This window comes from Vibrio sp. 378 (genome assembly GCF_033339435.1).
Genome location: NZ_JAWOUO010000004.1, coordinates 150772 through 171545 on the forward strand (window position 1 = coordinate 150772; position 20774 = coordinate 171545).

Below are 20774 nucleotides of genomic sequence, written 5' to 3' on the forward strand. Positions count from 1 at the left end.
TGTGCCGTATCAGCACAGCCTTTTCGGCCGAATGAAAGCCTAAAGAAGAAAAACGACGATGAAAGATCAGAAAATTTCCCCAATTTCCGTTTTGGATCAAAGCCCTACGTTTGTCTGCGGTGTGATGCAGCGCATGTACCGCAATCGTGCCCAAGCCGAGCTCTCTCGGCAAAATTTGATGACACTAGAAATGGCAAGTGCACTGGCCGCTTTAGAAGAATTTCAACCTATGAGCCAGCAAGCGTTGGCTGATGCGGTTCGAACTGAGCGAAGTGTAGCAAAGCGGATGGTGGACAATCTGGAAAAGAGAGGGTTTGTTCAAGTTTCTAAAAGTAAATCGAATCAGCGCCTTAAAATGCTAAGCATGACAAAAGAGGGAGCAAATGCCTTAAAGCAAGTTCATCAAATCATGACGAATTTACAGAAAGAGTTTTTTTCTTGTTTGTCGGAATCTGAAGCGAGTGAATTTTTTCGTCTGGTAAGAAAGCTCACTTTTGCGAATCACGACCAGTAACTGACATCAATGCCGTTTAGCGTCTTTATTTTATCGCGGACCAATTATATTAAGCTGTAGAACTTAAGAAATAGGATGCCCAACGTACAGGTCACGGTAGAAAGCACCGTAGTGAGTGCGATGATATTTGCAGCTAACGTGGCATTGCCTCCCATGGAACGCGCCATGACATAGCTGGCAGCAGCGACTGGAGAGGCGTTCATAAAGAAAAGAATACCTAGCTCAATTCCTCGAAATCCTACTAAGTAAGCTCCCATGGTGATGATGACTGGCGCTACGATGAGCTTGTAACTGCTCGCAAACCAAGATGGACCTTTCTCTTTTCTCATCAAGCTAAAGTCAAGTGAGCCACCCGTACACAACAGCGCCAAAGGCAATGTCATTTTGGACAAGTAGTCTCCTGCGTCAATAACCACATTCGGTACTGGAATAGCGAGTAAATAAAAAGCCATTCCTAGAACAATGGAGATTATGAGCGGATTCCTAGTCAGTGTTCGGCCCATCATCTTTGCTGCTTGCGAGGCAGACGTTGCCCCCTTGGGCGATAAGCAAATTACCGCTTGGACGTTATAAATAAATGTGGTGACCGCGACATAGAGCGCTGCTAGCGCCACACCTTGAGAACCATACGCATTGGCAACGTAAGCGATACCAATAATACCTGTATTTGCTCGGAACCCACCTTGGATGAGAACGCCTTGGTCAGGCGATGCTTTGAACAGAAGTTTGACGGAAAGGTAGGTGAAAATGAAAAACGAAATACTAGCGATGACGCCGAAATTGACGAATCCACTTGCCGCGGAAAAGTCGTGTTCTGAAGCCACAATGCTGACAAATAACATTGCAGGCAAGGTAACTTGAAACACCAGTTTAGAGCCTACTTCGATAAAATTATCGTTGATTAGACCAAAGCGCTTAAAAAGAACGCCAAGTACCAACATCAAACAGATAGGTCCGGTTATCGACAAAGAGAATTGCAACTGATGTAAAACAGCTTCCATGTAAGTATCCGCAGCAAAAGAAAAAAGTGTTCCTGTTGCCTATTAAGCCACAAACCCGGAGGGTAGGACAGTAACGTGATGAAATTTTCTTCTGTTGTAGGTTCCGGAGTCATTTACACTCCAAGTTATGGACGAGGTCCCAATTTAACAAAGCGGTACTGGTCCTACGTGCGATATGTTGGTTAACTCGTTGTCGTGATGCATCCACATGCGTATTAGATGTGAGGGCTGGTCATCGTAGTTATGGATAGGAGTTCATCAATGAAAAGGAAACACAACAAAACTGTACTGTGTGCGTTTGTCTCTGGTTCGGTATTTGGTGCGGTTTTGGTCATTGCGATGTCTTTACCAATGTAATCCTCTTAATTGGCTGTTGGAACACTCACACTAATTCAGTACAAAACAGATTGAGTTCTGCGGTGTGTGCTGTTAGTTTAAAAAACATGAAAATACACGTTCGCCCTTCATTAACAACCTTCTCTTGGTGGCGCTCTAAATAGAGCGGCGCGGAATACTTACATTCTTAAGCTGCTGGATGGTAGCTAAGAGTGTTTGATCTTTTTATCTCCAGTAGCGATCTATTAAATACTTGGAGACAAATATGAATAGCCATAAAAATACATCTCAGCGTGAAATTATACTTACCGGAGATCGAGCAACAGGTCCATTACACCTCGGGCACTATATTGGTTCATTGCAACAACGAGTCAAATTGCAAACGGAGCACGAGCAAACGATCTTGGTTGCGGACATGCAAGGGCTGACGGATAACGCGCATAACCCATCAAAGGTATTCTCTAATATTCTCAATGTCGTTGCAGATTATTTGGCTGTTGGTATCAACCCCGCTCAAACTACGATCACGTTGCAGTCTCAAATTCCAGCGTTAGCCGAGTTGACAATGTATTACAGTAATCTTGTTTCTATCGCACGATTAGAGAGAAACCCTACGGTTAAAAATGAGATTCAGAGTAAAGGTTTTGAACGCTCTATTCCCGCAGGCTTTTTAACGTATCCAATTTCTCAAGCTGCTGATATTACGGGGTTTCATGCGACGCTAGTACCAGTGGGTGATGACCAACTGCCGATGTTAGAGCAAACTAATGAAATCGTGAGAAAAATAAACCATCTGGGTGGAAAAGAAGTTCTTAGAGAATGCCGTCCATTACTTAGCGATGCACCTCGTTTGCCGAGTACTGACGGTAAAAATAAGATGTCTAAAAGCATGGGGAACGCAATCAACTTAGGGGCCTCCGAAAAGGAGATTTCCGCGGCAGTGAAATCTATGTATACCGATCCCAATCATCTGAAAATTGAGGACCCAGGCCAAGTCGAAGGGAATATTGTATTCATCTACCTCGATGCTTTTCATCCTGATAAAAATTATGTCGAACAGCTAAAAGACCATTATCGACGAGGTGGGTTAGGTGATGGTTTGACCAAGAAAGTGTTAGAAGAATGCTTACAAGAGATGCTTCGCCCTATTCGAGAAAAGCGCGCTATGTATTTGAATGATAAAGCGCAGCTGATTGATATTTTAAAACAAGGTAGTGAGCGTTCTCGCGAGAAAACCGAAAAAGTGCTATTTGATGTGAAAGATGTATTTGGTTTAAATTTGTTCTGAATTAAAAGTAGAGAGTTGAACATAAGGCACGACGGCTGGTTAGCAACGTGCCTTTTTAAGTTCCCAGTCAGTCAAAGCGCATTGTTAAGAAGAAAAAAATTCACGACGAAAATCCGCGACTTCTTGTTGGTAATAGCTTTGCCATTCCGGTTCTGACAAATTTGAATGGCTAGAAGCTCTTTGCGTTCTTAGCTTGGACTCAAGTTGTTGTAATGCTTGTTGGTAATCTTTGACTTGTTTTTTTTGCTCTGTAATTTGCTGCTGACGAGCATGAATGTTTTTACTTTCTTCTTTCGTTAAGTAAGTTCGTTCTAGCTCTGCGATGAGCGCCAAGCGATCTGGTAGGCTCATACTATTAGGAATCAGGGTGACCGCACGCTCATATTTTTCCTGGTCGCTTGTTAGCCCGATAGCACCTGCATGTTCTTGCCAGTCAATGGTGAGTTGCTCGAAAGCTCGCAAAAAGTTATCTGGGCTTTGAGTGTCCAGCTTTTGGGCTTCTAAGTTGAAATCGTACAGCGCGAACTCATCCGCGAAAACAACATCAGCCAATTCTCCCCAGATGCTTCTTGCTTCGTTCTTCAGCTGTGCAATACGCGACGCCAGTGATTGTTGCTTATCAAATAACAAATTTCCTACACTCTCTTGCCATTGGCTGCTGAGCTGAGGGTAGTTCGCCAAAAGCTGGAATCGAGCTGAAGATAAATGCGCCTCAAACAAGGCGATCTGCTCTTCACAACTACGGTTCAACATACACTCATGCCAAAACGTCTCAAGTTCAGCGACAAGTTTCCTGCCTTTGAGTTGAGTTAATCGCTCAGTCGTTATTTGAACTGTGGAAGGGAGGTTAGCTGTTTGTGGTGAAGTATCCGTATCGGGCACGATGCTGCTTGTTTGTGGTGATGTACTGGAGACACTCTGATTTTTTGTCTTAGGGGAAGGAGAGGAAGCGAGCTCTTTTTTTTGAACATCGTGATTGAAAGTTAAAAATATCATGCCCGCCATAATGGCGGACATGATTATCAAAGCGATTTTCTTCATGGCTTGATTGTTGCGCTTACTGGGAAATGGTCAGAAAGGTTATAGTGTTTCCATAAACTCTCTGCGGTTGTGCGCGGCACGTCTACACGGTTGTCATTGAATGATTTCACCCCGTATTCACTACTCACCATAACATAGTCAAGGTATTCCACGTTTTCGCCACCTGATAACGCTTCACCTGCGAAGTTATTGATACGGGGATCAAAGGTTGACTCCGTGTAACCAGAGTAGTGAGGCTCTATGGCACTTAAGTTAGCGATCATTTGTTGGTAGTCACCAGGGAACTTTCTTTTGTTGACGTTAAAGTCGCCGCTGTATACCACAGTTTCGCTTGAAGGAATTTTAAGAGATTGGGCGAGTGCGCGGATTTGTTTGAACTGGCGCTGACGATACTCACGGGCGGTGTCTGTATCGAAAGATGCGGTATGGGTAGCAAACACATGGTAAGCCTGACCACCTTTAATTATTTCCGCATAATTTACGCCTTTATCGGCAAAGCAGTCTGTACCAGAGCAATCGGGAAAGACATATTGCGCTTCGTTCACGATAGGGTAGCGACTAACTATGATTACGCCACCATCATGAATATTAACGCCTTCTTTATCTAACATCTTTGTTTGGTAAGGATATTCCTTGGCTAACTCACGTAAGAATGCTTCACGGCCGCTGGCAAACACCTCTTGCAGCGCCAAAACATCGTAACCTTTTACATGTTGAGGAATCAGTTCGTAACGATCTCCAATGTGCGATGCAATAGCCGTCAACGCCCAGATGTTATAAGTCATCAACTTAAGGTTTTGTTCTTCGTTGTCGACAGACTCCGCTACCTTGCTTGGCGTGATGGTGTAGTAAAGATCATCATATCGAGCGGTACTGTCTGACTTAAATGCCAGTTCGGTTTCTCTCGCACCAAAAGCGTTAGTGTTGGCACGATGAATGTTACGATCATCTTTGAGTGATAACTCGACATCGGCTGCGGACAAGCCGTATTCAATGGTCGAATTGTACCAATGGCCTTCCATTATTTGATTGAGTGTTATGCTTTCACCTTCGGGGCTAGAAACCACCGTTTCAAAACGGTAAGTTTGATTTGATTTCACGCCCTCCCAGCGGTTGAAGCTTAATACAGATTTAGTTTCCCACGGACCAAGTACCTGCACATGTTGTTGCCACTCTTCTCCGTATTGAAGCAAATCACTGCCTTCATGTTTTACTTGAATAGTTAACGGTTGATCAGAGTTATTCGTTAGGTAAACGTCGGTATCTGCAATGCAGGGTAACGCTATCAAGCTACTTAATAAAAGGCTCCACTGCGAAAATTTCATCTTATTTTTCCATCATTTGAACTAGAGCAATCATTCTTGTTTATAAATGTTACTTGCACGTTAAATATGGATGACATCTAAGCCAGCGCTGAAAATTGTTATCAGAATGTGATCTTTATTCAATGGTTAGGATGGGGGTATTGAGTGTGTGGCCGTTGAAGCGGTGGAAAAATAATACCAACAGTCAACGAATTGCATTCACTGCAATCAAGCTGTCATCTTTGCTCTATAAGTTGTGCGGCGTCATTCATCTAGCCATATGGCTAGAACTCAAATTGATAGATGGAGCACCATGGCTAGAGCAGTAAATCCAACCGATGAAACCATCATTAAATTGTTACAAGAGCAAGGTCTGATTAGAAGTGAAGCAGAAGCGCGTTTAAAGAAAGAGGTGTACCGCTTGCAGCCTAATGAGATAGCAAAAGTAAAAAATTATGCCCAGCATTTTGGGATAAACGCGAAAGAAAAGCTCATCGATGAGATCTTGGATCTGCGCCGAGAAGCGCTCATGAAAAGATGTAGACACAATACGGAGCATACGAGCCTATCTCTAAAATAGCTTGTGATAAAACTATCAATTACTGGTCAAGATTTGATCTCTCAAGCCGATGTATATAAGAGCGTTCAATGATATCGAGCGCAAAAAACAGTGTGTTTTAGAGGTTAAGCTTTCACTTAAGTGAGAGGTTTGGAAAGGCTGCGGGGAGAAAGTGCATGCGTATTAAAGACTTAAGTGTCGTAAAGAAAATATCGGTTAGTTATTTAACCGTTTTTGCCGTGTTTGGTTTAGTGTCAGTAATGTTGGTGCAAGGTTTGTTAACACTGAATAAAGACATCTCAGTGTTAACAGATAAAAGTTTACCTTCTGTTGCGATTTTGAAAGGTATCCAAGTTGATATTACTAAAGTGCGTAAAGATGAGTTCTCTTTATTGCCAAACGCAAATCACCCCAAAATTGGTGAGTGGTTAAAAGGCCTCGACCAATGGCGTTCTGATGTGCAGGCTGGTATTGCAGAATACGAAAAGCTCGACCTTAATAAGCGTGAAACGCAGTCCTTTAGCGTTTTTAAAGAAACTTGGAATCAATACATCAAAGAAACGAAGACTTACAACGTATTGCTAAGCCAAGGCGATGCTGAAAGTGCAAATGATGTGATTTTATCGAGTTTCGATACCTACTCAAAAGCGTTGAGCAGCTTGGATGATACCCTCGCGTTGAACGATGAGTTGGTGAATTTGATTGGTGAAGAAGTACAAAGTGAAGCGGCATTTACACAATACAGCGCTGCTGTTGGTGCGCTCGTCGTCGCATTGGTCATGGTAATGTCTGCCATGTTGCTTTCTCGAGTCATTTGCGGGCCTGTTGATCGAGCATTGGAATTCGCTTCTAAAATCGCCAAGGGTCAATTGAATAATCAAATCGACGAAAGCGAATTGAGCAAAGACGAGTTAGGAACGCTGCTCAAAGAGCTTGTCGGTATGCAAACAAACTTACATTCGTTGGTTTCTGAGATTAATGACTCAACGATTCAGCTAACGGCAGCAGTAGAGGAAGTGAGTGCTATTTCTTCTCAGACCGCTTCTGGTATGCAAAATCAACAAATTGAACTTAGCTCGGTGGCTTCTGCGATGACAGAAATGCAAGCTGCTGTAAGTGAAGTGGCACAAAATACCGAAGTTGGCGCAACCTCTGCTTATTCGGCTGCGGAAGTGGCAAAGCAAGGAACGGTGACGTTACAACAAACTATCGCAGTAATTGAGCGTGTATCACATACGATCCAAGAATCAGATGAACTGGCACGTGAGCTTGAATCGAGCTCAAACAATATCAATGTGGTCGTAGATGTGATCCGCGGGATTGCCGAGCAAACAAACTTGTTAGCACTGAACGCCGCAATTGAAGCCGCTCGGGCTGGTGAACAAGGACGTGGGTTTGCTGTTGTGGCAGATGAGGTTCGTTCTCTGGCGCAACGCACTCAAGACTCCACTTCACAAATTGTGGAAATTGTTAATCAACTACAAGAGAGCAGCAGTAAAATAGGGCATTCAAGCCGTGATTGTCAGGAGGGTATTTCTCAGTGTGTTGAGCAAGTTAATGATGCTGATAGCCAGATAAAAGAAATTGAACATTCTGTCGATAACATAGCGCAAATGAGTACACAAATCGCAACGGCGTGCAGTGAGCAGAATTCTGTATCCGAAGAGCTGAATCGCAGCGTGGAGCATATTAATAGTGCTTCAACAGAGATGGCTGAGGGAGCTTCACAAACGGCTGTGGCTTGTCAGCAGATTAGTAGCCTAGCGCACAACTTGAAAACTCGAATGGGTTCATTCCAGCTCTAGTTGTTGTGTTTCAGCTTTATTCCTAACCTCATTGCTACAATAAATAAGCCGGACGAAATGTCCGGCTTATTTATTCTCTGTCTATATAAGTTCAGAGTATGCTCAACCTTGGGAGAATATGCTCGCTAGGCTGGAATACCACTGTGAAACTTAAAATCTGTATCTGGCGTAGAAATTAAATCTGCCTCTATACGTCCAAAGTAGGCGATGCGCTCGCTGATATCTTTGCCTGCGATTTGCTCCGCTAATACAAGATAATCCTGGTAATGGCGTGCTTCTGAACGTAATAAAGAAATGTAGAACTTTGCGATATCGTCATCCATATGTGGTGCTAGTTTGGCAAAACGCTCACAAGATCGGGCTTCGATGTACGCACCAATGATGAGTTTATCGATCAGCGTTTCCGGCTCATGAGTCTTCATATGCGAAATCAGTCCTTTAGCATAACGACTTGCTGGAATATTTTTGTACTCAATTCCACGACTTTCCATGATCTCTAAAACTTGATAAAAGTGGTGTAACTCCTCTTTTATCAAAAGCACCATCCTATCGATCAAATCTTGGCTGTATGGTGAGTCGGACTTAGCCATGATTGACTTAGAAATATTGCTCTTGCCTTTTAAAGTTTCCAATGAGCCTACGTTACGGTAAGCAAAATCTTCGTAGGGCTTAAACCAGTCAAGTAGAGCATGTGAACTGGATTGGTCAACGGCATACTTACGAATTAAAAACATGGCAGATTGGCCAGCTTTTAGTTCGCACAGTAGGTGGTCTAACAAAATGGTTTGAAGGTTCTCTGGTTTCTTTGCTTCCTCTACCCATTCATCAGGTGTACTGCATCGCAGAAATTGGTTAATGGGAGCAAGAAGATCTTGATAGGTGTCTAGATTCATCATTTTAGTTTTAGTACTTCACATTTTTATTGGGCATATCCGTTGTCTTGCGGATAGAAAAAAGGCTGCAATTGCAGCCTTTTTTGACCTGAAGGGAATGTTACCACTTTTTCTTCTCGCCGAAGAGAGCTTCCATGTCATTGTCACGCTCTTTGTCAGCAATCTGCTGCATTTCGGCATCGCTTTTATCTTGGCGCTTTTTATCTAAGTCACCTAACATCTCTTCAAGCTTTTGTTTCGCTTGAATAGAATAAGGATCGCTCTTAGTGCTCAAAGCATCGATACCTTTACGCAGCAGTTGAAGCGCGGTGCCTGGTTGGCCACGAGCGATAGAGTCGTTTGCTCTTTTGATGACATTTTCAATGTTGATGCGAATTTGCATCGTTTCCAAGCGCGCATTTTCGGTGACGTAAGTCTGGGTATCCAATCGGCCTTTGTTGTGCTCGTTACGGATAGTGTCGCGAAGTCGTTTAACCAGCTTAAGCATGACGATAGCTTGTTTATCACTACTCGGCATCTTGAAAGTGGTACTCTCGCCAGTAGGACCATTCTCTTTTAGCTGCGTAATCTGCTGCTTCATATTTTCGATACGTTGAGCAAGTTGCTTGTTCTTCGGGTCCAGCTCATGCATGCTCTCTAGCGCGTCAAGAATACGATTGTTTAGACACAGCAACAGCTCTTTACTAAAAGGGATATGGTGCGCATGACCAATCAACTCTTCAGTACCATCTATCAAGGCTACATATCGCGCTGATTCCTGCCTTTTTGCGGTTTCAACTTTAACCTTATATTGCAACATAATGTTATAGCCTAGGATTAACACCAGTAGGATGGCTACCAAAGCGATTATTAAACCAATATTCATATCTTTGCGTCTGCTTTACTTTTCTGCGGCTAGCGTTAAAGAATACATGAATCTTATCTTACTCGGCACCTTATTTGTTTGATTATTTTGTCTCTCCCACGTTTTAGTTACTGATAGAAGTCACATCATAGAACTTCGGTCATTTATTGGCTCAACTTTGTGCATATTGTTTCTTGCTTGAAGATTATTAGTATGTGATTGAGGTATAAGTTAGAAATTGCTGTTCATTTCGATTTGAACGCGTTATAACTAATTATTATATCGCTCGCTTGAGTGGCCAATAAACTCTCTCATGAATAAGTAAGGGATTACGATGAAACTGCAGCAGCTGAAGTATATTGTTGAGGTTGTAAACCATAATCTGAATGTATCTGCAACGGCGGAAAGCTTATATACCTCTCAGCCAGGTATTAGTAAACAGGTTCGGTTGCTGGAAGATGAGTTAGGTATTCAGATTTTTGAACGTAGCGGTAAGCACTTAACGCAAGTGACGCCAGCTGGAGAAGAAATTGTACGTATCTCTCAAGAAATTCTCGCTCGTGTAGAAAGTATCAAAGCGGTGGCTGGAGAGCACACCCATCCAGAAATGGGGACGCTGAATATCACCACGACACATACGCAGGCTCGTTATGCACTGCCAGATGTCATCAAAGGTTTTACTTCTCGTTATCCAAAAGTGTCGTTACACATGCACCAAGGTACACCGTCACAAATGTCTGAGGCGATAGCTAAAGGCACTGCGAATTTTGCGATTGCGACAGAAGCTCTTCACTTATATCAAGATGCCATCATGCTGCCTTGTTATCACTGGAATCGTTCAATAGTTGTGCCTAAAGACCACCCACTAGCGAAGAAAGACAAAGTAACGATCAGTGATCTTGCCGCTTACCCATTAGTCACTTACGTGTTCGGTTTTACTGGTCGTTCAGAGCTGGATACAGCATTCAACCGCGAAGGTTTAACCCCGCGAGTGGTGTTCACGGCAACTGATGCAGACGTCATTAAAACTTACGTTCGTATGGGTATTGGTGTGGGTGTGATTGCAAGCATGGCTGTGGATGAAGAGCAGGACGGTGACTTGGTTGCAATAGATGCGAGCCATTTGTTTGGCGCGAGCACCACGAGCATCGGCTTCCGCCGTGGTACATTCTTACGCTCTTACATGTTCGATTTTATGGAGCGTTTTGCACCGCACTTAACGCGTCCAGTGGTTGAGCAGGCGATTTCGTTGAAGTCTAATGCAGAAATCGAAGAGATGTTTAAAGACATCGAGCTTCCGGTGAGATAACACTTCATTGATGTTTCGATTCCCTCTACAATGCGCTCGTTGTAGGGGGATCTATGAAAACGCAATTTCAGTTTATTAATGACTGCTTAATCGAAAACCAATCTTTGTGGCGATTCGAGCCTTTTAAAAGCAGCATTCACACATCATTACCTTGGCAGGAGCAACATCCTCGACTGTGCCAATGGCTAGCGTCTCTTACTCCCTCTCAAATCGAAGAATACAAAGCAGCACCAGAACTCGCGTTAAAAGCACTTAGTCCGTTTTTGCCTGAGCTTGAACAACTCGCAGAACTGACTCATTTAGAGCTTTTGTCGTTAAACGGCTTGGAACTCGCTCGTGGTTTAGATAACGGTATTCCGGGACGTAAGTTGGAGCAAATTAGCTCGATGGGTGAAGCTGCAATTCAACAACACTGTGGCGAAGAATGGCTAGAATGGTGCTCAGGTAAAGGTTACTTGGGGCGAATCCTGACAACGCAAACCGATCAGCCTGTAACCAGCTTTGAATACCAACAAGCACTGTGCGATTCGGGGCAACAAGCAGCCAATGAACATCATTGGAAGATGACGTTTATTCAAGGCGACGCGTTTGATAGCAAAGCGAAAGCCGTGTTTAAGCCAACGCAACACGCAGTAGCACTGCATGCATGCGGTGACCTTCACGCTCGTCTAATGCAGTACGGCAGTGAAAATGGGATTGCTGCGATGACCATATCACCTTGTTGTTACCACTTGATTCAGTCGGAACAATACCAGCCGATGTCGGAATCGGGCAGGGCTTCTTCTCTCTCATTGTCTAAGCAAGAACTGCGTATCCCATTACAACAAACGGTGACAGGAGGAGAGCGCGTGCGTCGTCATCGTCAGCAGGAAATGATGTTTCGTCTTGGGTTTGATTTGATCACGCGACAAGCTTTGGGAATGGCAGAGTATCAGCCTGTGCCGAGTATCCGTAAGTCGCAATTAAGTGATGGTTTTGAATCTTTATGTCGCTGGGCAGCGGAGCAAAAAGGCATTGTTCTTCCTCAAGAAATCGATTTCTCTCATTTTGAAAAGTTAAGCGAACAACGCTTCTGGCAAATGGAGAGAATGAGCTTAGTGCAACTTGTTTTTCAACGTCCGTTGGAGATCTGGCTCGCATTAGACAAAGTGCTTTATCTTGAAGAACGTGGTTACCGTGTTAGATTGTCAGAGTTTTGCCCTAAATCGGTCACACCTAGAAATATTTTAATTTGTGCATATAAGATTTAGTTATTCTTTATAGCCAAACGCTCTATATGAAAAAGCCCACTTATGAGTGGGCTTTTGTAAACAAAACGTGACAAGTTATGTTTTATTTTGTCATTAATTAAACATAGCGATAGCTTGAGTTGGTTCAACGTATTCCAAGTCAAAGCTTTCTGCTACTTCTTTACATGTTACTTTTCCGTGAATAACGTTTAGACCTTCAAGGAAGCCTTTGTCTTCTAGAAGTGCTTCGCGGTAGCCTTTATTTGCTAACTTCACGATGTATGGAAGCGTAGCGTTGTTGAGTGCAAATGTTGAAGTGCGAGCAACTGCGCCAGGCATATTTGCTACACAGTAGTGAACCACTTCATCAACGATGTAAGTTGGATCTGCGTGAGTTGTCGCGTGTGAAGTTTCGAAACAACCGCCTTGGTCAATTGCCACGTCAACCACTGCTGCACCAGGCTTCATCTTAGCAATGTGCTCTTTAGTGACCAGTTTAGGTGCTGCTGCGCCAGGAATTAGAACGGCACCGATAACAAGGTCCGCTTCTAGAACATGCTTCTCGATAGCGTCTTCAGTAGAATAAACCACTTTTGCGCGACCTTGGAATTCTTCGTCAAGCTTACGAAGTGTGTCTACGTTACGGTCTAGAATAGTGACGTCAGCGCGAAGGCCAACCGCCATACGAGCAGCGTTTGCACCAACAACGCCACCACCAACGATAACGACTTTTGCAGGTTCAACACCAGGTACGCCGCCTAGGAGCAGACCACGACCGCCGTGCGATTTTTCCAACGTTTGCGCACCAGCTTGGATAGACATCCGACCTGCCACTTCTGACATTGGTGCTAACAGTGGCAAACGACCCATATTATCTGTTACAGTCTCATAGGCTATACAGACAGCTTTGCTCTTGATTAGCTCATCAGTTTGTGGAAAATCTGGTGCTAGGTGTAAATAAGTAAATAAAATTTGCCCTTCGCGGAGCATTGCTCTCTCTACTGCTTGGGGTTCTTTTACTTTTACAATCATGTCTGCTTGCGCAAATACGTCAGCAGCATGAGGGAGAATGGATGCGCCGACAGCGATGTAATCATCGTCTGAAAAACCAATGCCGGCACCTGCATTGGTCTCAACTAAAACTTGGTGACCATGTGAGATGAGTTCTCTCACGCTAGCTGGGATCATACCAACACGATATTCGTGATTCTTGATTTCCTTAGGTACGCCAATGATCATCCTGTATCCTCTTTCTATAATGGTTGTATTAACTGTTAGTAGGGTGTTATTGTCGAATTAATAACTAGTATAGTTATAGATTTGTAAAATTTGGCACCAAATATTAAAAAGTTGTAGTATATTTTTTTGCAAGGAAGTAATAAGGTGGAATAAAAAATGGCAGACAACTATAAAAAGCCGTCCAAGGAACTAGACCGTATCGACCGCAACATTCTTAATGAGCTGCAGAAAGACGGTCGTATTTCAAACGTTGAGCTTTCAAAACGTGTGGGACTTTCTCCAACGCCATGTTTGGAGCGTGTACGTCGCTTAGAGCGTCAGGGTTATATCACAGGGTATACTGCATTATTGAATCCGCAGTTCCTGGATGCATCACTATTAGTATTCGTTGAGATTACGCTAAACCGTGGTGCGCCGGATGTGTTTGAGCAGTTTAACTCAGCTGTTCAAAAGCTAGACGACATACAAGAGTGTCATCTTGTTTCAGGTGACTTTGACTATCTTCTTAAAACCCGTGTATCAGATATGGGTGCTTACCGCCGACTATTGGGCGATACGTTACTACGTCTACCTGGCGTAAATGACACTCGCACATACGTTGTTATGGAAGAAGTGAAACAATCTAACCAGCTTGTGATCAAAACTCGTTAATTTCTTGCAAAGAAAGCGGTATATGCTTCCGCTTTCGCCAGAGAGTAATTGGGTTTTTCTCCTTGATATGGTTAAATCAATTTACCGAGCGGCTTGATGCCGCTCGGAATGTTTTGCAATTTCCTATTTCATTTCCATATTCAAGTTGATTTATGTTCAAAGAGAACGCAAAGAAAGTCGAAACCATTATCAAAACCAGTGAAGAGCCCCAGTCTTCACGCTTAAATGGCTTCCAACGCTTAAAAGAGTGCTGCTTTATCGTTGGCGTTCTTAGCTCGGTATTGCTTGCGGTTGCACTATTTACCTTCAGTCCGGCCGATCCTTCTTGGTCCCAAACCGCATGGGGAGGGGATATCGATAATGCTGGTGGCCTTTTCGGCGCTTGGCTAGCCGATACTCTATTCTTCACATTTGGCTCTCTCGCTTACCCAATCCCTTTCTTGCTAGCGGCGGCTGCATGGGTGATTTGCCGTAAACGAGGAGAAGATGAGCCCATTGATTTCATGCTATGGGGTACAAGGCTGCTCGGTCTTGTCGTCCTTATTATGACCAGTTGCGGTCTTGCCGATATTAATTTTGATGACATTTGGTATTTTTCATCCGGAGGTGTGGTCGGGGATGTGTTGTCTAGCCTCGCTTTACCTACATTAAATGTACTCGGTACCACATTGGTACTGCTGTTCTTGTGGGGAGCGGGCTTTACGCTCTTCACTGGCATCTCATGGCTTAACATCGTGGAATGGCTTGGTGATCGTGCATTAGCACTAATCGCCGCGCTTGCAAATAAGGCAAGAGGTTCAGAGCAGGAAGTTTTAGAACCTCAGCTTGATGAGTTTGTAGAAGATAAAGTCTCTACGCCTAAACATAATGTAGACCATGAAATTGATGATGAGCCGCTTCCTCATTTAACGGCGTACGATGTCGATGAACCGAAAGAGTCGGCGCCAGCGCATGAGTATCCTATTTATATGCCGCAAGCTAAACCTGATAAGCCTGCGGAACAGGCGATGGTAGAACCAACGCCACCACAACGCAAGGCTACGGTTAATGCTGCGCCAGTTTATTCTGAACCTGAGCCTCAAATACAACCTATCCATACGGTTAACACTGATAACGTTGATCCGCTCTTGGAACGCACCGAGCAACTGAATGTTACGATAGAAGAGCTTGAAGCAGCGGCGCAACAAGCAGATGACTGGGGAACTGAAGAGCAGGCAGCCCCATCATTTGCAGACACTTACTCTTCCTATGTAGAGCAACATACAGCTACAGAAGAACCGATCAGTGTTGAACCAGATTATGCGGAGTACGAACAATTTGAAGCAGAGCAAGTACAGCAGCCAAGTATTGAGCATCCTGTACATGAAGAGCCTGCAATTGATTCTGCTGTGTTAGATAGCATCACGGCGCAAACGGAATCGAGCCAACATATTGAGCCTACGATCTCTGACTTTGATGTGTTAGATGATGAAGACGAAGTGGAGTCTCAGCCTGCGCAGCAAGTACAGCCAACAACGCCTCATCAGCAAGTTGCAACACCTTCAACAACATTTGAACCTGCACCTCAAAAAGTGGAGGTAGAAGAGGTCCAAGACAACGACCAAGACGTTACCGCATTCCAAGATATGGTTTCCAATGCGCAAGCCAAAGTCGCTGCAACACAGAACCCATTTTTGGTACAGAAAGAAGAAAACTTGCCAGTTCCGGAAGAGCCACTCCCAACGCTCGAGTTGCTTTATCATCCAGAAAAACGTGAAAACTTTATCGACCGTGATGCGTTAGAGCAGGTCGCTCGATTGGTAGAGAGCAAACTCGCTGACTACAAAATCAAAGCCGATGTGGTTGGTATTTATCCTGGTCCAGTGATCACTCGTTTTGAGCTTGATTTGGCGCCGGGGGTGAAAGTAAGTCGTATTTCTGGTCTTTCAACTGACTTAGCGCGTGCATTGTCTGCGATGGCGGTACGTGTCGTGGAAGTAATCCCTGGCAAGCCTTACATCGGTTTGGAACTGCCAAACATGAGTCGTCAGACGGTCTATTTATCTGATGTCATCAGTAGCCCTCAGTTTGAGCAAGCAACGTCACCAACAACGGTTGTGTTAGGTCAAGACATTGCGGGTGAAGCCGTGGTGGCCGATCTTGCGAAGATGCCTCACGTGCTAGTAGCAGGTACAACAGGTTCTGGTAAGTCGGTGGGTGTGAACGTGATGATTTTGAGCATGCTGTATAAAGCAGGTCCAGAAGATGTACGCTTCATCATGATTGACCCGAAAATGCTAGAGCTTTCTATTTATGAAGGTATCCCTCATCTTCTTTCTGAAGTTGTGACTGATATGAAAGACGCATCAAATGCTCTACGTTGGTGTGTGGGCGAGATGGAACGTCGTTACAAATTGATGTCGGCATTAGGTGTACGTAATGTGAAGGGCTTCAACGAAAAATTGAAGATGGCAGCAGAAGCGGGCCACCCAATCCATGACCCGTTCTGGCAGGAAGGCGACAGCATGGATACTGAACCGCCATTGCTAGAAAAGCTGCCTTACATCGTCGTTGTTGTTGACGAATTTGCTGACCTAATGATGGTGGTAGGTAAGAAAGTTGAAGAACTGATTGCTCGCTTGGCGCAAAAAGCGCGTGCGGCAGGTATTCACTTAATTCTTGCGACTCAGCGTCCATCGGTTGATGTTATTACCGGTCTAATTAAAGCGAACATTCCAACTCGTGTTGCGTTTACGGTATCGACTAAAACGGACTCTCGTACAATCCTAGATCAAGGCGGCGCAGAATCACTACTTGGTATGGGTGATATGTTGTATCTACCGCCGGGGTCAAGTCATACAACTCGTGTTCACGGTGCATTTGCATCAGATGATGATGTTCATGCTGTTGTAAACAACTGGAAAGCGCGTGGTAAACCGAACTACATTGAAGAGATCATCAGTGGAGATCAAACTCCAGAAAGTCTATTGCCAGGTGAGCAAATGGAAGCGGATGAAGATGTAGACCCGCTCTTCGATCAAGTTGTTGAGCACGTGGTTCAATCACGTCGAGGTTCGGTTTCCGGTGTTCAGCGCCGATTTAAGATAGGTTACAACCGTGCCGCCCGTATTGTAGAGCAGCTTGAAGCGCAGGGCATCGTAAGTGCTCCGGGTCATAACGGTAACCGTGAAGTACTGGCACCTGCGCCACCAAAAGATTAATGAACTTGTGTTACTCACCTCAGTCCAACTGAGGTGAGTGGTTCTAATAATAGGTATCTGAATGAAAAAACTATTTTCAGCGAAACTTTTCTCCGCGCTTGTTTTAAGCTTTTCCCTCTTCTCTACTGCACACGCAGCATCTCCTAAAGATGAATTAAACAAACGCCTTTCTATGAATGATGGCTTTAGTGCAGATTTCTCTCAGCAGGTTATCAGCCCTGAAGGCGAAACGGTTATGGAAGGAGAAGGTACGGTTGAAATTGCCCGCCCAAGCCTGTTCCGTTGGAGCACAACATTCCCTGATGAGAACCTATTGGTCTCTGACGGTAAGACATTGTGGTACTACAGCCCATTCATCGAGCAAGTGAGCATCTACTGGCAAGAGCAAGCAACAGAGCAAACGCCATTTGTTTTGCTAACGCGTAACCGAGCAAGTGATTGGAATAACTACAAAATATCTCAAAAAGGTGACCAGTTCACTCTCATTCCTACCGCAGTAGACTCCACACAAGGTCAATTCCAGATTAATATTGATGCCAAAGGTGTCGTGAAAGGCTTCAACGTGGTTGAGCAAGACGGTCAAAAAGGTTTGTTCACCTTTAACAACGTGAAGCTGGGTAAACCAAAAGCAGACAGATTCACATTCACAATTCCAAAAGGTGTGGAAGTGGATGACCAAAGGAATTAATTGGTAGTGAGTAATTACACATTAGATTTCTCGGGGGACGAAGATTTTCGTCCCCTTGCTGCTCGTATGAGACCGGAAACAATCGAGCAATACATTGGACAGCAGCACATTTTAGGCCCTGGTAAGCCACTGCGCCGTGCGCTAGAGGCGGGTCACATTCACTCTATGATCCTTTGGGGACCACCAGGCACAGGCAAAACGACATTAGCGGAAGTGGCTGCAAACTATGCCAATGCTGAAGTAGAGCGTGTGTCTGCGGTAACGTCTGGTGTGAAAGAAATCCGTGCTGCAATCGAGAAAGCACGTGAGAACAAAATGGCGGGCCGCCGCACCATCTTATTTGTGGATGAGGTGCATCGCTTCAACAAATCTCAACAAGATGCGTTTTTGCCGCATATCGAAGATGGCACGGTTACCTTTATTGGTGCGACGACAGAAAACCCATCGTTTGAGTTAAACAACGCATTGCTGTCACGTGCACGTGTCTACAAGCTGACGTCTCTCGATAAAGATGAAATCTCACTGGCGCTGAACCAAGCGATCAGCGATAAAGAACGTGGCTTGGGTAACACACCTGCACACTTCGCTGATAACGTATTAGACCGCCTAGCAGAACTGGTAAACGGTGATGCTCGCATGTCTCTCAATTATCTTGAGCTGCTCTACGACATGGCAGAAGACAATGCGCAAGGTGAAAAAGAGATCACGCTTAAGTTGCTGGCTGAAGTGGCAGGGGAGAAAGTCTCTCGCTTCGATAACAAAGGTGATATCTGGTATGACTTAATCTCTGCGGTCCACAAATCAATTCGTGGCTCTAACCCAGATGCGGCGCTTTACTGGGCTGCACGTATGATTGCAGCGGGATGTGATCCTCTTTACATTGCCCGTCGATTACTTGCGATAGCATCGGAAGATGTCGGCAATGCGGACCCTAGAGCCATGCAAGTGGCACTCTCCGCGTGGGACTGTTTTACGCGCGTTGGTCCAGCAGAAGGTGAACGTGCGATTGCACAGGCGATCGTGTACTTAGCGTGTGCGCCAAAAAGTAATGCGGTATACGTGGCGTGGAAACAAGCGCTCACGGACGCTCATAACTTACCTGAATATGAAGTGCCGCATCACCTTCGAAATGCACCAACCAGTTTGATGAAAGACATGGGTTACGGTGCAGATTATCGTTATGCTCACGATGAGCCTGGCGCTTACGCTGCGGGTGAGCAATATTTGCCACCTGAAATGGGCGATCGTAGGTACTATCAGCCTACAAATCGTGGTCTAGAGACCAAAATCGGCGAAAAGTTAGATTACTTGGCTACTTTAGACGCAAATAGCCCACAAAAGCGCTATGAAAAGTAGGCGTTTTTGGATACATTTGTGCAGTAAATTTTTTTAACGCGTACGCTTGGAAAGTGCGCGTGATTTCACAACAAAAAGCATAGGATTAACAATGCTGGATTCTAAATTACTTCGTACAGAGCTGGATGAAACAGCTGCTAAACTGGCGCGTCGTGGCTTTAAGCTAGACGTAGATACTATTCGTAAACTTGAAGAACAACGTAAGTCCATTCAAGTAGAAGTAGAAAATTTACAATCCACGCGTAACTCCATCTCCAAGCAAATCGGCCAAAAAATGGCGGCTGGCGACAAAGAAGGCGCAGAAGAGATCAAGAAACAAATCGGTACGCTAGGTAGCGATCTTGATGCGAAGAAAGTTGAACTTGAGCAAGTAATGGCTCAACTAGACGAATTCACGCTTTCTGTACCAAACATCCCAGCAGACGAAGTGCCAGATGGCAAAGATGAAAACGACAACGTTGAAATCTCTCGTTGGGGTGAGCCAAAGTCTTACGACTTCGAACTGAAAGATCACGTTGACCTAGGCGAAATGGGCGACGGTCTAGACTTCGCAAGTGCAGTTAAGATCACTGGCGCACGTTTCATCGTGATGAAAGGCCAATTCGCTCGTCTACACCGTGCAATCGCTCAGTTTATGCTAGATCTTCACACTGAAGAGCACGGCTACACAGAAATGTACGTACCTTACCTAGTAAACTCTGACAGCCTATTCGGTACTGGTCAGCTTCCTAAGTTCGGTAAAGACCTTTTCCACACAGAGCCTCTAGCGGAAAAAGTAAACGACGAAGAGCCACGTAAATTGTCTCTAATCCCTACTGCAGAAGTACCTGTAACGAACCTAGTTCGTGACACGATTTCTGACGAAGCGGATCTACCAATTAAGATGACAGCTCACACGCCATGTTTCCGTTCAGAAGCAGGTTCTTACGGTCGTGATACTCGTGGTCTGATTCGTATGCACCAGTTCGACAAAGTTGAACTAGTACAAATCACTAAGCCAGAAGATTCAATGAACGCACTAGAAGAGCTAACAGGTCACGCTGAGAAAGTTCTACAACTTCTAGAGCTTCCTTACCGTAAAGTGGTTCTATGTACAGGTGACATGGGCTTCGGCGCTCGTAAGACTTACGACCTAGAAGTTTGGGTTCCTGCGCAAGAAACTTACCGTGAAATCTCCTCATGTTCTAACATGTGGGATTTCCAAGCTCGTCGTATGCAAGCGCGTTTCCGTCGTAAAGGCGAGAAGAAACCTGAGCTTGTACACACGCTAAACGGTTCTGGTCTTGCTGTAGGTCGTACAATGGTTGCTATCCTAGAAAACAACCAAGAAGCAGACGGCCGCATTGCAATCCCTACAGTACTTCAGAAGTACATGGCAGGCGCAACGCACATCGGTTAATTCATTAACCACTAGAACACCAAAACCCAGCCTTAGTGCTGGGTTTTTTGTTATCTGCGTCGAGTGAAAATACGTTGTTATGTAGTTTGCACACGCATTAGTGACGAGCTCGCCCAGA

At 44.6% G+C, this 20774-nt stretch carries 17 protein-coding genes; 11 read left to right on the forward strand and 6 right to left on the reverse strand.

Going from position 1 to position 20774, the window contains the following annotated elements; translation table 11 throughout:
• The first annotated feature begins 58 nt into the window (after positions 1-58).
• Entirely contained in the window at positions 59-514 is a 456-nt protein-coding gene (locus tag R7Q48_RS09455; RefSeq protein WP_318132265.1) for a MarR family winged helix-turn-helix transcriptional regulator, read from the forward strand.
• Positions 515-558: 44 nt separating this feature from the next.
• On the opposite strand, the gene R7Q48_RS09460 is transcribed toward R7Q48_RS09455, so the two are convergent.
• The gene (locus R7Q48_RS09460) at positions 559-1515 is read right to left on the reverse strand and encodes an AEC family transporter (protein ID WP_025766898.1); all 957 of its coding nucleotides are present in this window, start codon (positions 1513-1515) and stop codon (positions 559-561) included.
• A gap of 601 nt (positions 1516-2116) precedes the next feature.
• Between R7Q48_RS09460 and trpS the strand changes: the two genes are divergently transcribed.
• Positions 2117-3139: a tryptophan--tRNA ligase gene (trpS, locus tag R7Q48_RS09465; RefSeq protein ID WP_115385859.1), complete on the forward strand. Its 1023-nt coding sequence runs from the start codon at positions 2117-2119 to the stop codon at positions 3137-3139.
• A gap of 84 nt (positions 3140-3223) precedes the next feature.
• Here trpS and R7Q48_RS09470 read toward each other — a convergent pair whose 3' ends face one another.
• Together R7Q48_RS09470 and R7Q48_RS09475 are read right to left on the reverse strand one after the other, a co-directional pair.
• Entirely contained in the window at positions 3224-4180 is a 957-nt protein-coding gene (locus tag R7Q48_RS09470) for a hypothetical protein (protein ID WP_047100813.1), read from the reverse strand.
• Entirely contained in the window at positions 4177-5505 is a 1329-nt protein-coding gene (locus R7Q48_RS09475) for a sphingomyelin phosphodiesterase (protein ID WP_238844149.1), read from the reverse strand. Before R7Q48_RS09475 ends, R7Q48_RS09470 begins: the two co-directional genes overlap by 4 nt.
• A 292-nt stretch (positions 5506-5797) precedes the next feature.
• Here R7Q48_RS09475 and R7Q48_RS09480 point away from each other — a divergent pair, with 292 nt between their 5' ends.
• Together R7Q48_RS09480 and R7Q48_RS09485 are read left to right on the forward strand one after the other, a co-directional pair.
• Entirely contained in the window at positions 5798-6064 is a 267-nt protein-coding gene (locus R7Q48_RS09480; RefSeq protein WP_005388970.1) for a hypothetical protein, read from the forward strand.
• Positions 6065-6219: 155 nt separating this feature from the next.
• Positions 6220-7848 carry a methyl-accepting chemotaxis protein gene (locus R7Q48_RS09485; RefSeq protein WP_017634953.1) on the forward strand — a complete coding sequence of 543 codons (1629 nt, stop codon included), beginning with the start codon at positions 6220-6222 and terminating at the stop codon, positions 7846-7848.
• Between the two features lie 125 nt (positions 7849-7973).
• Here the strand turns inward: R7Q48_RS09485 and miaE are convergent, their stop codons facing one another.
• Both miaE and R7Q48_RS09495 read right to left on the reverse strand, forming a co-directional pair.
• Entirely contained in the window at positions 7974-8744 is a 771-nt protein-coding gene (gene miaE, locus R7Q48_RS09490; RefSeq protein WP_256902836.1) for a tRNA isopentenyl-2-thiomethyl-A-37 hydroxylase MiaE, read from the reverse strand.
• 97 nt (positions 8745-8841) lie between these two features.
• The gene (locus tag R7Q48_RS09495; protein WP_005378247.1) at positions 8842-9606 is read right to left on the reverse strand and encodes a hypothetical protein; all 765 of its coding nucleotides are present in this window, start codon (positions 9604-9606) and stop codon (positions 8842-8844) included.
• 313 nt (positions 9607-9919) lie between these two features.
• Between R7Q48_RS09495 and cysB the strand changes: the two genes are divergently transcribed.
• On the forward strand, positions 9920-10894 hold the full coding sequence (gene cysB, locus R7Q48_RS09500) for an HTH-type transcriptional regulator CysB (protein WP_005388967.1): 975 nt from the start codon (positions 9920-9922) through the stop codon (positions 10892-10894).
• Between the two features lie 53 nt (positions 10895-10947).
• On the forward strand, positions 10948-12144 hold the full coding sequence (locus R7Q48_RS09505; RefSeq protein WP_017634951.1) for a methyltransferase: 1197 nt from the start codon (positions 10948-10950) through the stop codon (positions 12142-12144).
• 93 nt (positions 12145-12237) lie between these two features.
• Here the strand turns inward: R7Q48_RS09505 and ald are convergent, their stop codons facing one another.
• Positions 12238-13362, reverse strand: a complete 1125-nt coding sequence (gene ald, locus R7Q48_RS09510) for an alanine dehydrogenase (protein WP_005378241.1) — start codon at positions 13360-13362, stop codon at positions 12238-12240.
• A 156-nt stretch (positions 13363-13518) separates the two neighbouring features.
• Between ald and lrp the strand changes: the two genes are divergently transcribed.
• The 5 genes from lrp to serS all read left to right on the forward strand — a co-directional run bounded on the left by lrp (position 13519) and on the right by serS (position 20656).
• Positions 13519-14013: a leucine-responsive transcriptional regulator Lrp gene (gene lrp, locus R7Q48_RS09515; RefSeq protein WP_005378234.1), complete on the forward strand. Its 495-nt coding sequence runs from the start codon at positions 13519-13521 to the stop codon at positions 14011-14013.
• A gap of 152 nt (positions 14014-14165) precedes the next feature.
• Positions 14166-17213 carry a DNA translocase FtsK 4TM domain-containing protein gene (locus tag R7Q48_RS09520; RefSeq protein ID WP_054576392.1) on the forward strand — a complete coding sequence of 1016 codons (3048 nt, stop codon included), beginning with the start codon at positions 14166-14168 and terminating at the stop codon, positions 17211-17213.
• A 61-nt stretch (positions 17214-17274) separates the two neighbouring features.
• The gene (gene lolA / locus R7Q48_RS09525) at positions 17275-17901 is read left to right on the forward strand and encodes an outer membrane lipoprotein chaperone LolA (RefSeq protein ID WP_005388103.1); all 627 of its coding nucleotides are present in this window, start codon (positions 17275-17277) and stop codon (positions 17899-17901) included.
• A complete protein-coding gene (locus R7Q48_RS09530; RefSeq protein WP_242531367.1) occupies positions 17902-19257 on the forward strand; it encodes a replication-associated recombination protein A in 1356 nt (451 codons plus the stop codon).
• A 91-nt stretch (positions 19258-19348) separates the two neighbouring features.
• Positions 19349-20656: a serine--tRNA ligase gene (serS, locus tag R7Q48_RS09535; protein ID WP_005378225.1), complete on the forward strand. Its 1308-nt coding sequence runs from the start codon at positions 19349-19351 to the stop codon at positions 20654-20656.
• Positions 20657-20774 lie beyond the last annotated feature (118 nt).

What these genes read in the sequence shown, in the direction of transcription:
- R7Q48_RS09455 (WP_318132265.1), top strand. Translation starts at nt 59, where the DNA reads ATGAAAGATCAGAAAATTTCCCCAATTTCCGTTTTGGATCAAAGCCCT.
- R7Q48_RS09460 (WP_025766898.1), bottom strand. Translation starts at nt 1,515, where the DNA reads ATGGAAGCTGTTTTACATCAGTTGCAATTCTCTTTGTCGATAACCGGA.
- trpS (WP_115385859.1), top strand. Translation starts at nt 2,117, where the DNA reads ATGAATAGCCATAAAAATACATCTCAGCGTGAAATTATACTTACCGGA.
- R7Q48_RS09470 (WP_047100813.1), bottom strand. Translation starts at nt 4,180, where the DNA reads ATGAAGAAAATCGCTTTGATAATCATGTCCGCCATTATGGCGGGCATG.
- R7Q48_RS09475 (WP_238844149.1), bottom strand. Translation starts at nt 5,505, where the DNA reads ATGAAATTTTCGCAGTGGAGCCTTTTATTAAGTAGCTTGATAGCGTTA.
- R7Q48_RS09480 (WP_005388970.1), top strand. Translation starts at nt 5,798, where the DNA reads ATGGCTAGAGCAGTAAATCCAACCGATGAAACCATCATTAAATTGTTA.
- R7Q48_RS09485 (WP_017634953.1), top strand. Translation starts at nt 6,220, where the DNA reads ATGCGTATTAAAGACTTAAGTGTCGTAAAGAAAATATCGGTTAGTTAT.
- miaE (WP_256902836.1), bottom strand. Translation starts at nt 8,744, where the DNA reads ATGATGAATCTAGACACCTATCAAGATCTTCTTGCTCCCATTAACCAA.
- R7Q48_RS09495 (WP_005378247.1), bottom strand. Translation starts at nt 9,606, where the DNA reads ATGAATATTGGTTTAATAATCGCTTTGGTAGCCATCCTACTGGTGTTA.
- cysB (WP_005388967.1), top strand. Translation starts at nt 9,920, where the DNA reads ATGAAACTGCAGCAGCTGAAGTATATTGTTGAGGTTGTAAACCATAAT.
- R7Q48_RS09505 (WP_017634951.1), top strand. Translation starts at nt 10,948, where the DNA reads ATGAAAACGCAATTTCAGTTTATTAATGACTGCTTAATCGAAAACCAA.
- ald (WP_005378241.1), bottom strand. Translation starts at nt 13,362, where the DNA reads ATGATCATTGGCGTACCTAAGGAAATCAAGAATCACGAATATCGTGTT.
- lrp (WP_005378234.1), top strand. Translation starts at nt 13,519, where the DNA reads ATGGCAGACAACTATAAAAAGCCGTCCAAGGAACTAGACCGTATCGAC.
- R7Q48_RS09520 (WP_054576392.1), top strand. Translation starts at nt 14,166, where the DNA reads ATGTTCAAAGAGAACGCAAAGAAAGTCGAAACCATTATCAAAACCAGT.
- lolA (WP_005388103.1), top strand. Translation starts at nt 17,275, where the DNA reads ATGAAAAAACTATTTTCAGCGAAACTTTTCTCCGCGCTTGTTTTAAGC.
- serS (WP_005378225.1), top strand. Translation starts at nt 19,349, where the DNA reads ATGCTGGATTCTAAATTACTTCGTACAGAGCTGGATGAAACAGCTGCT.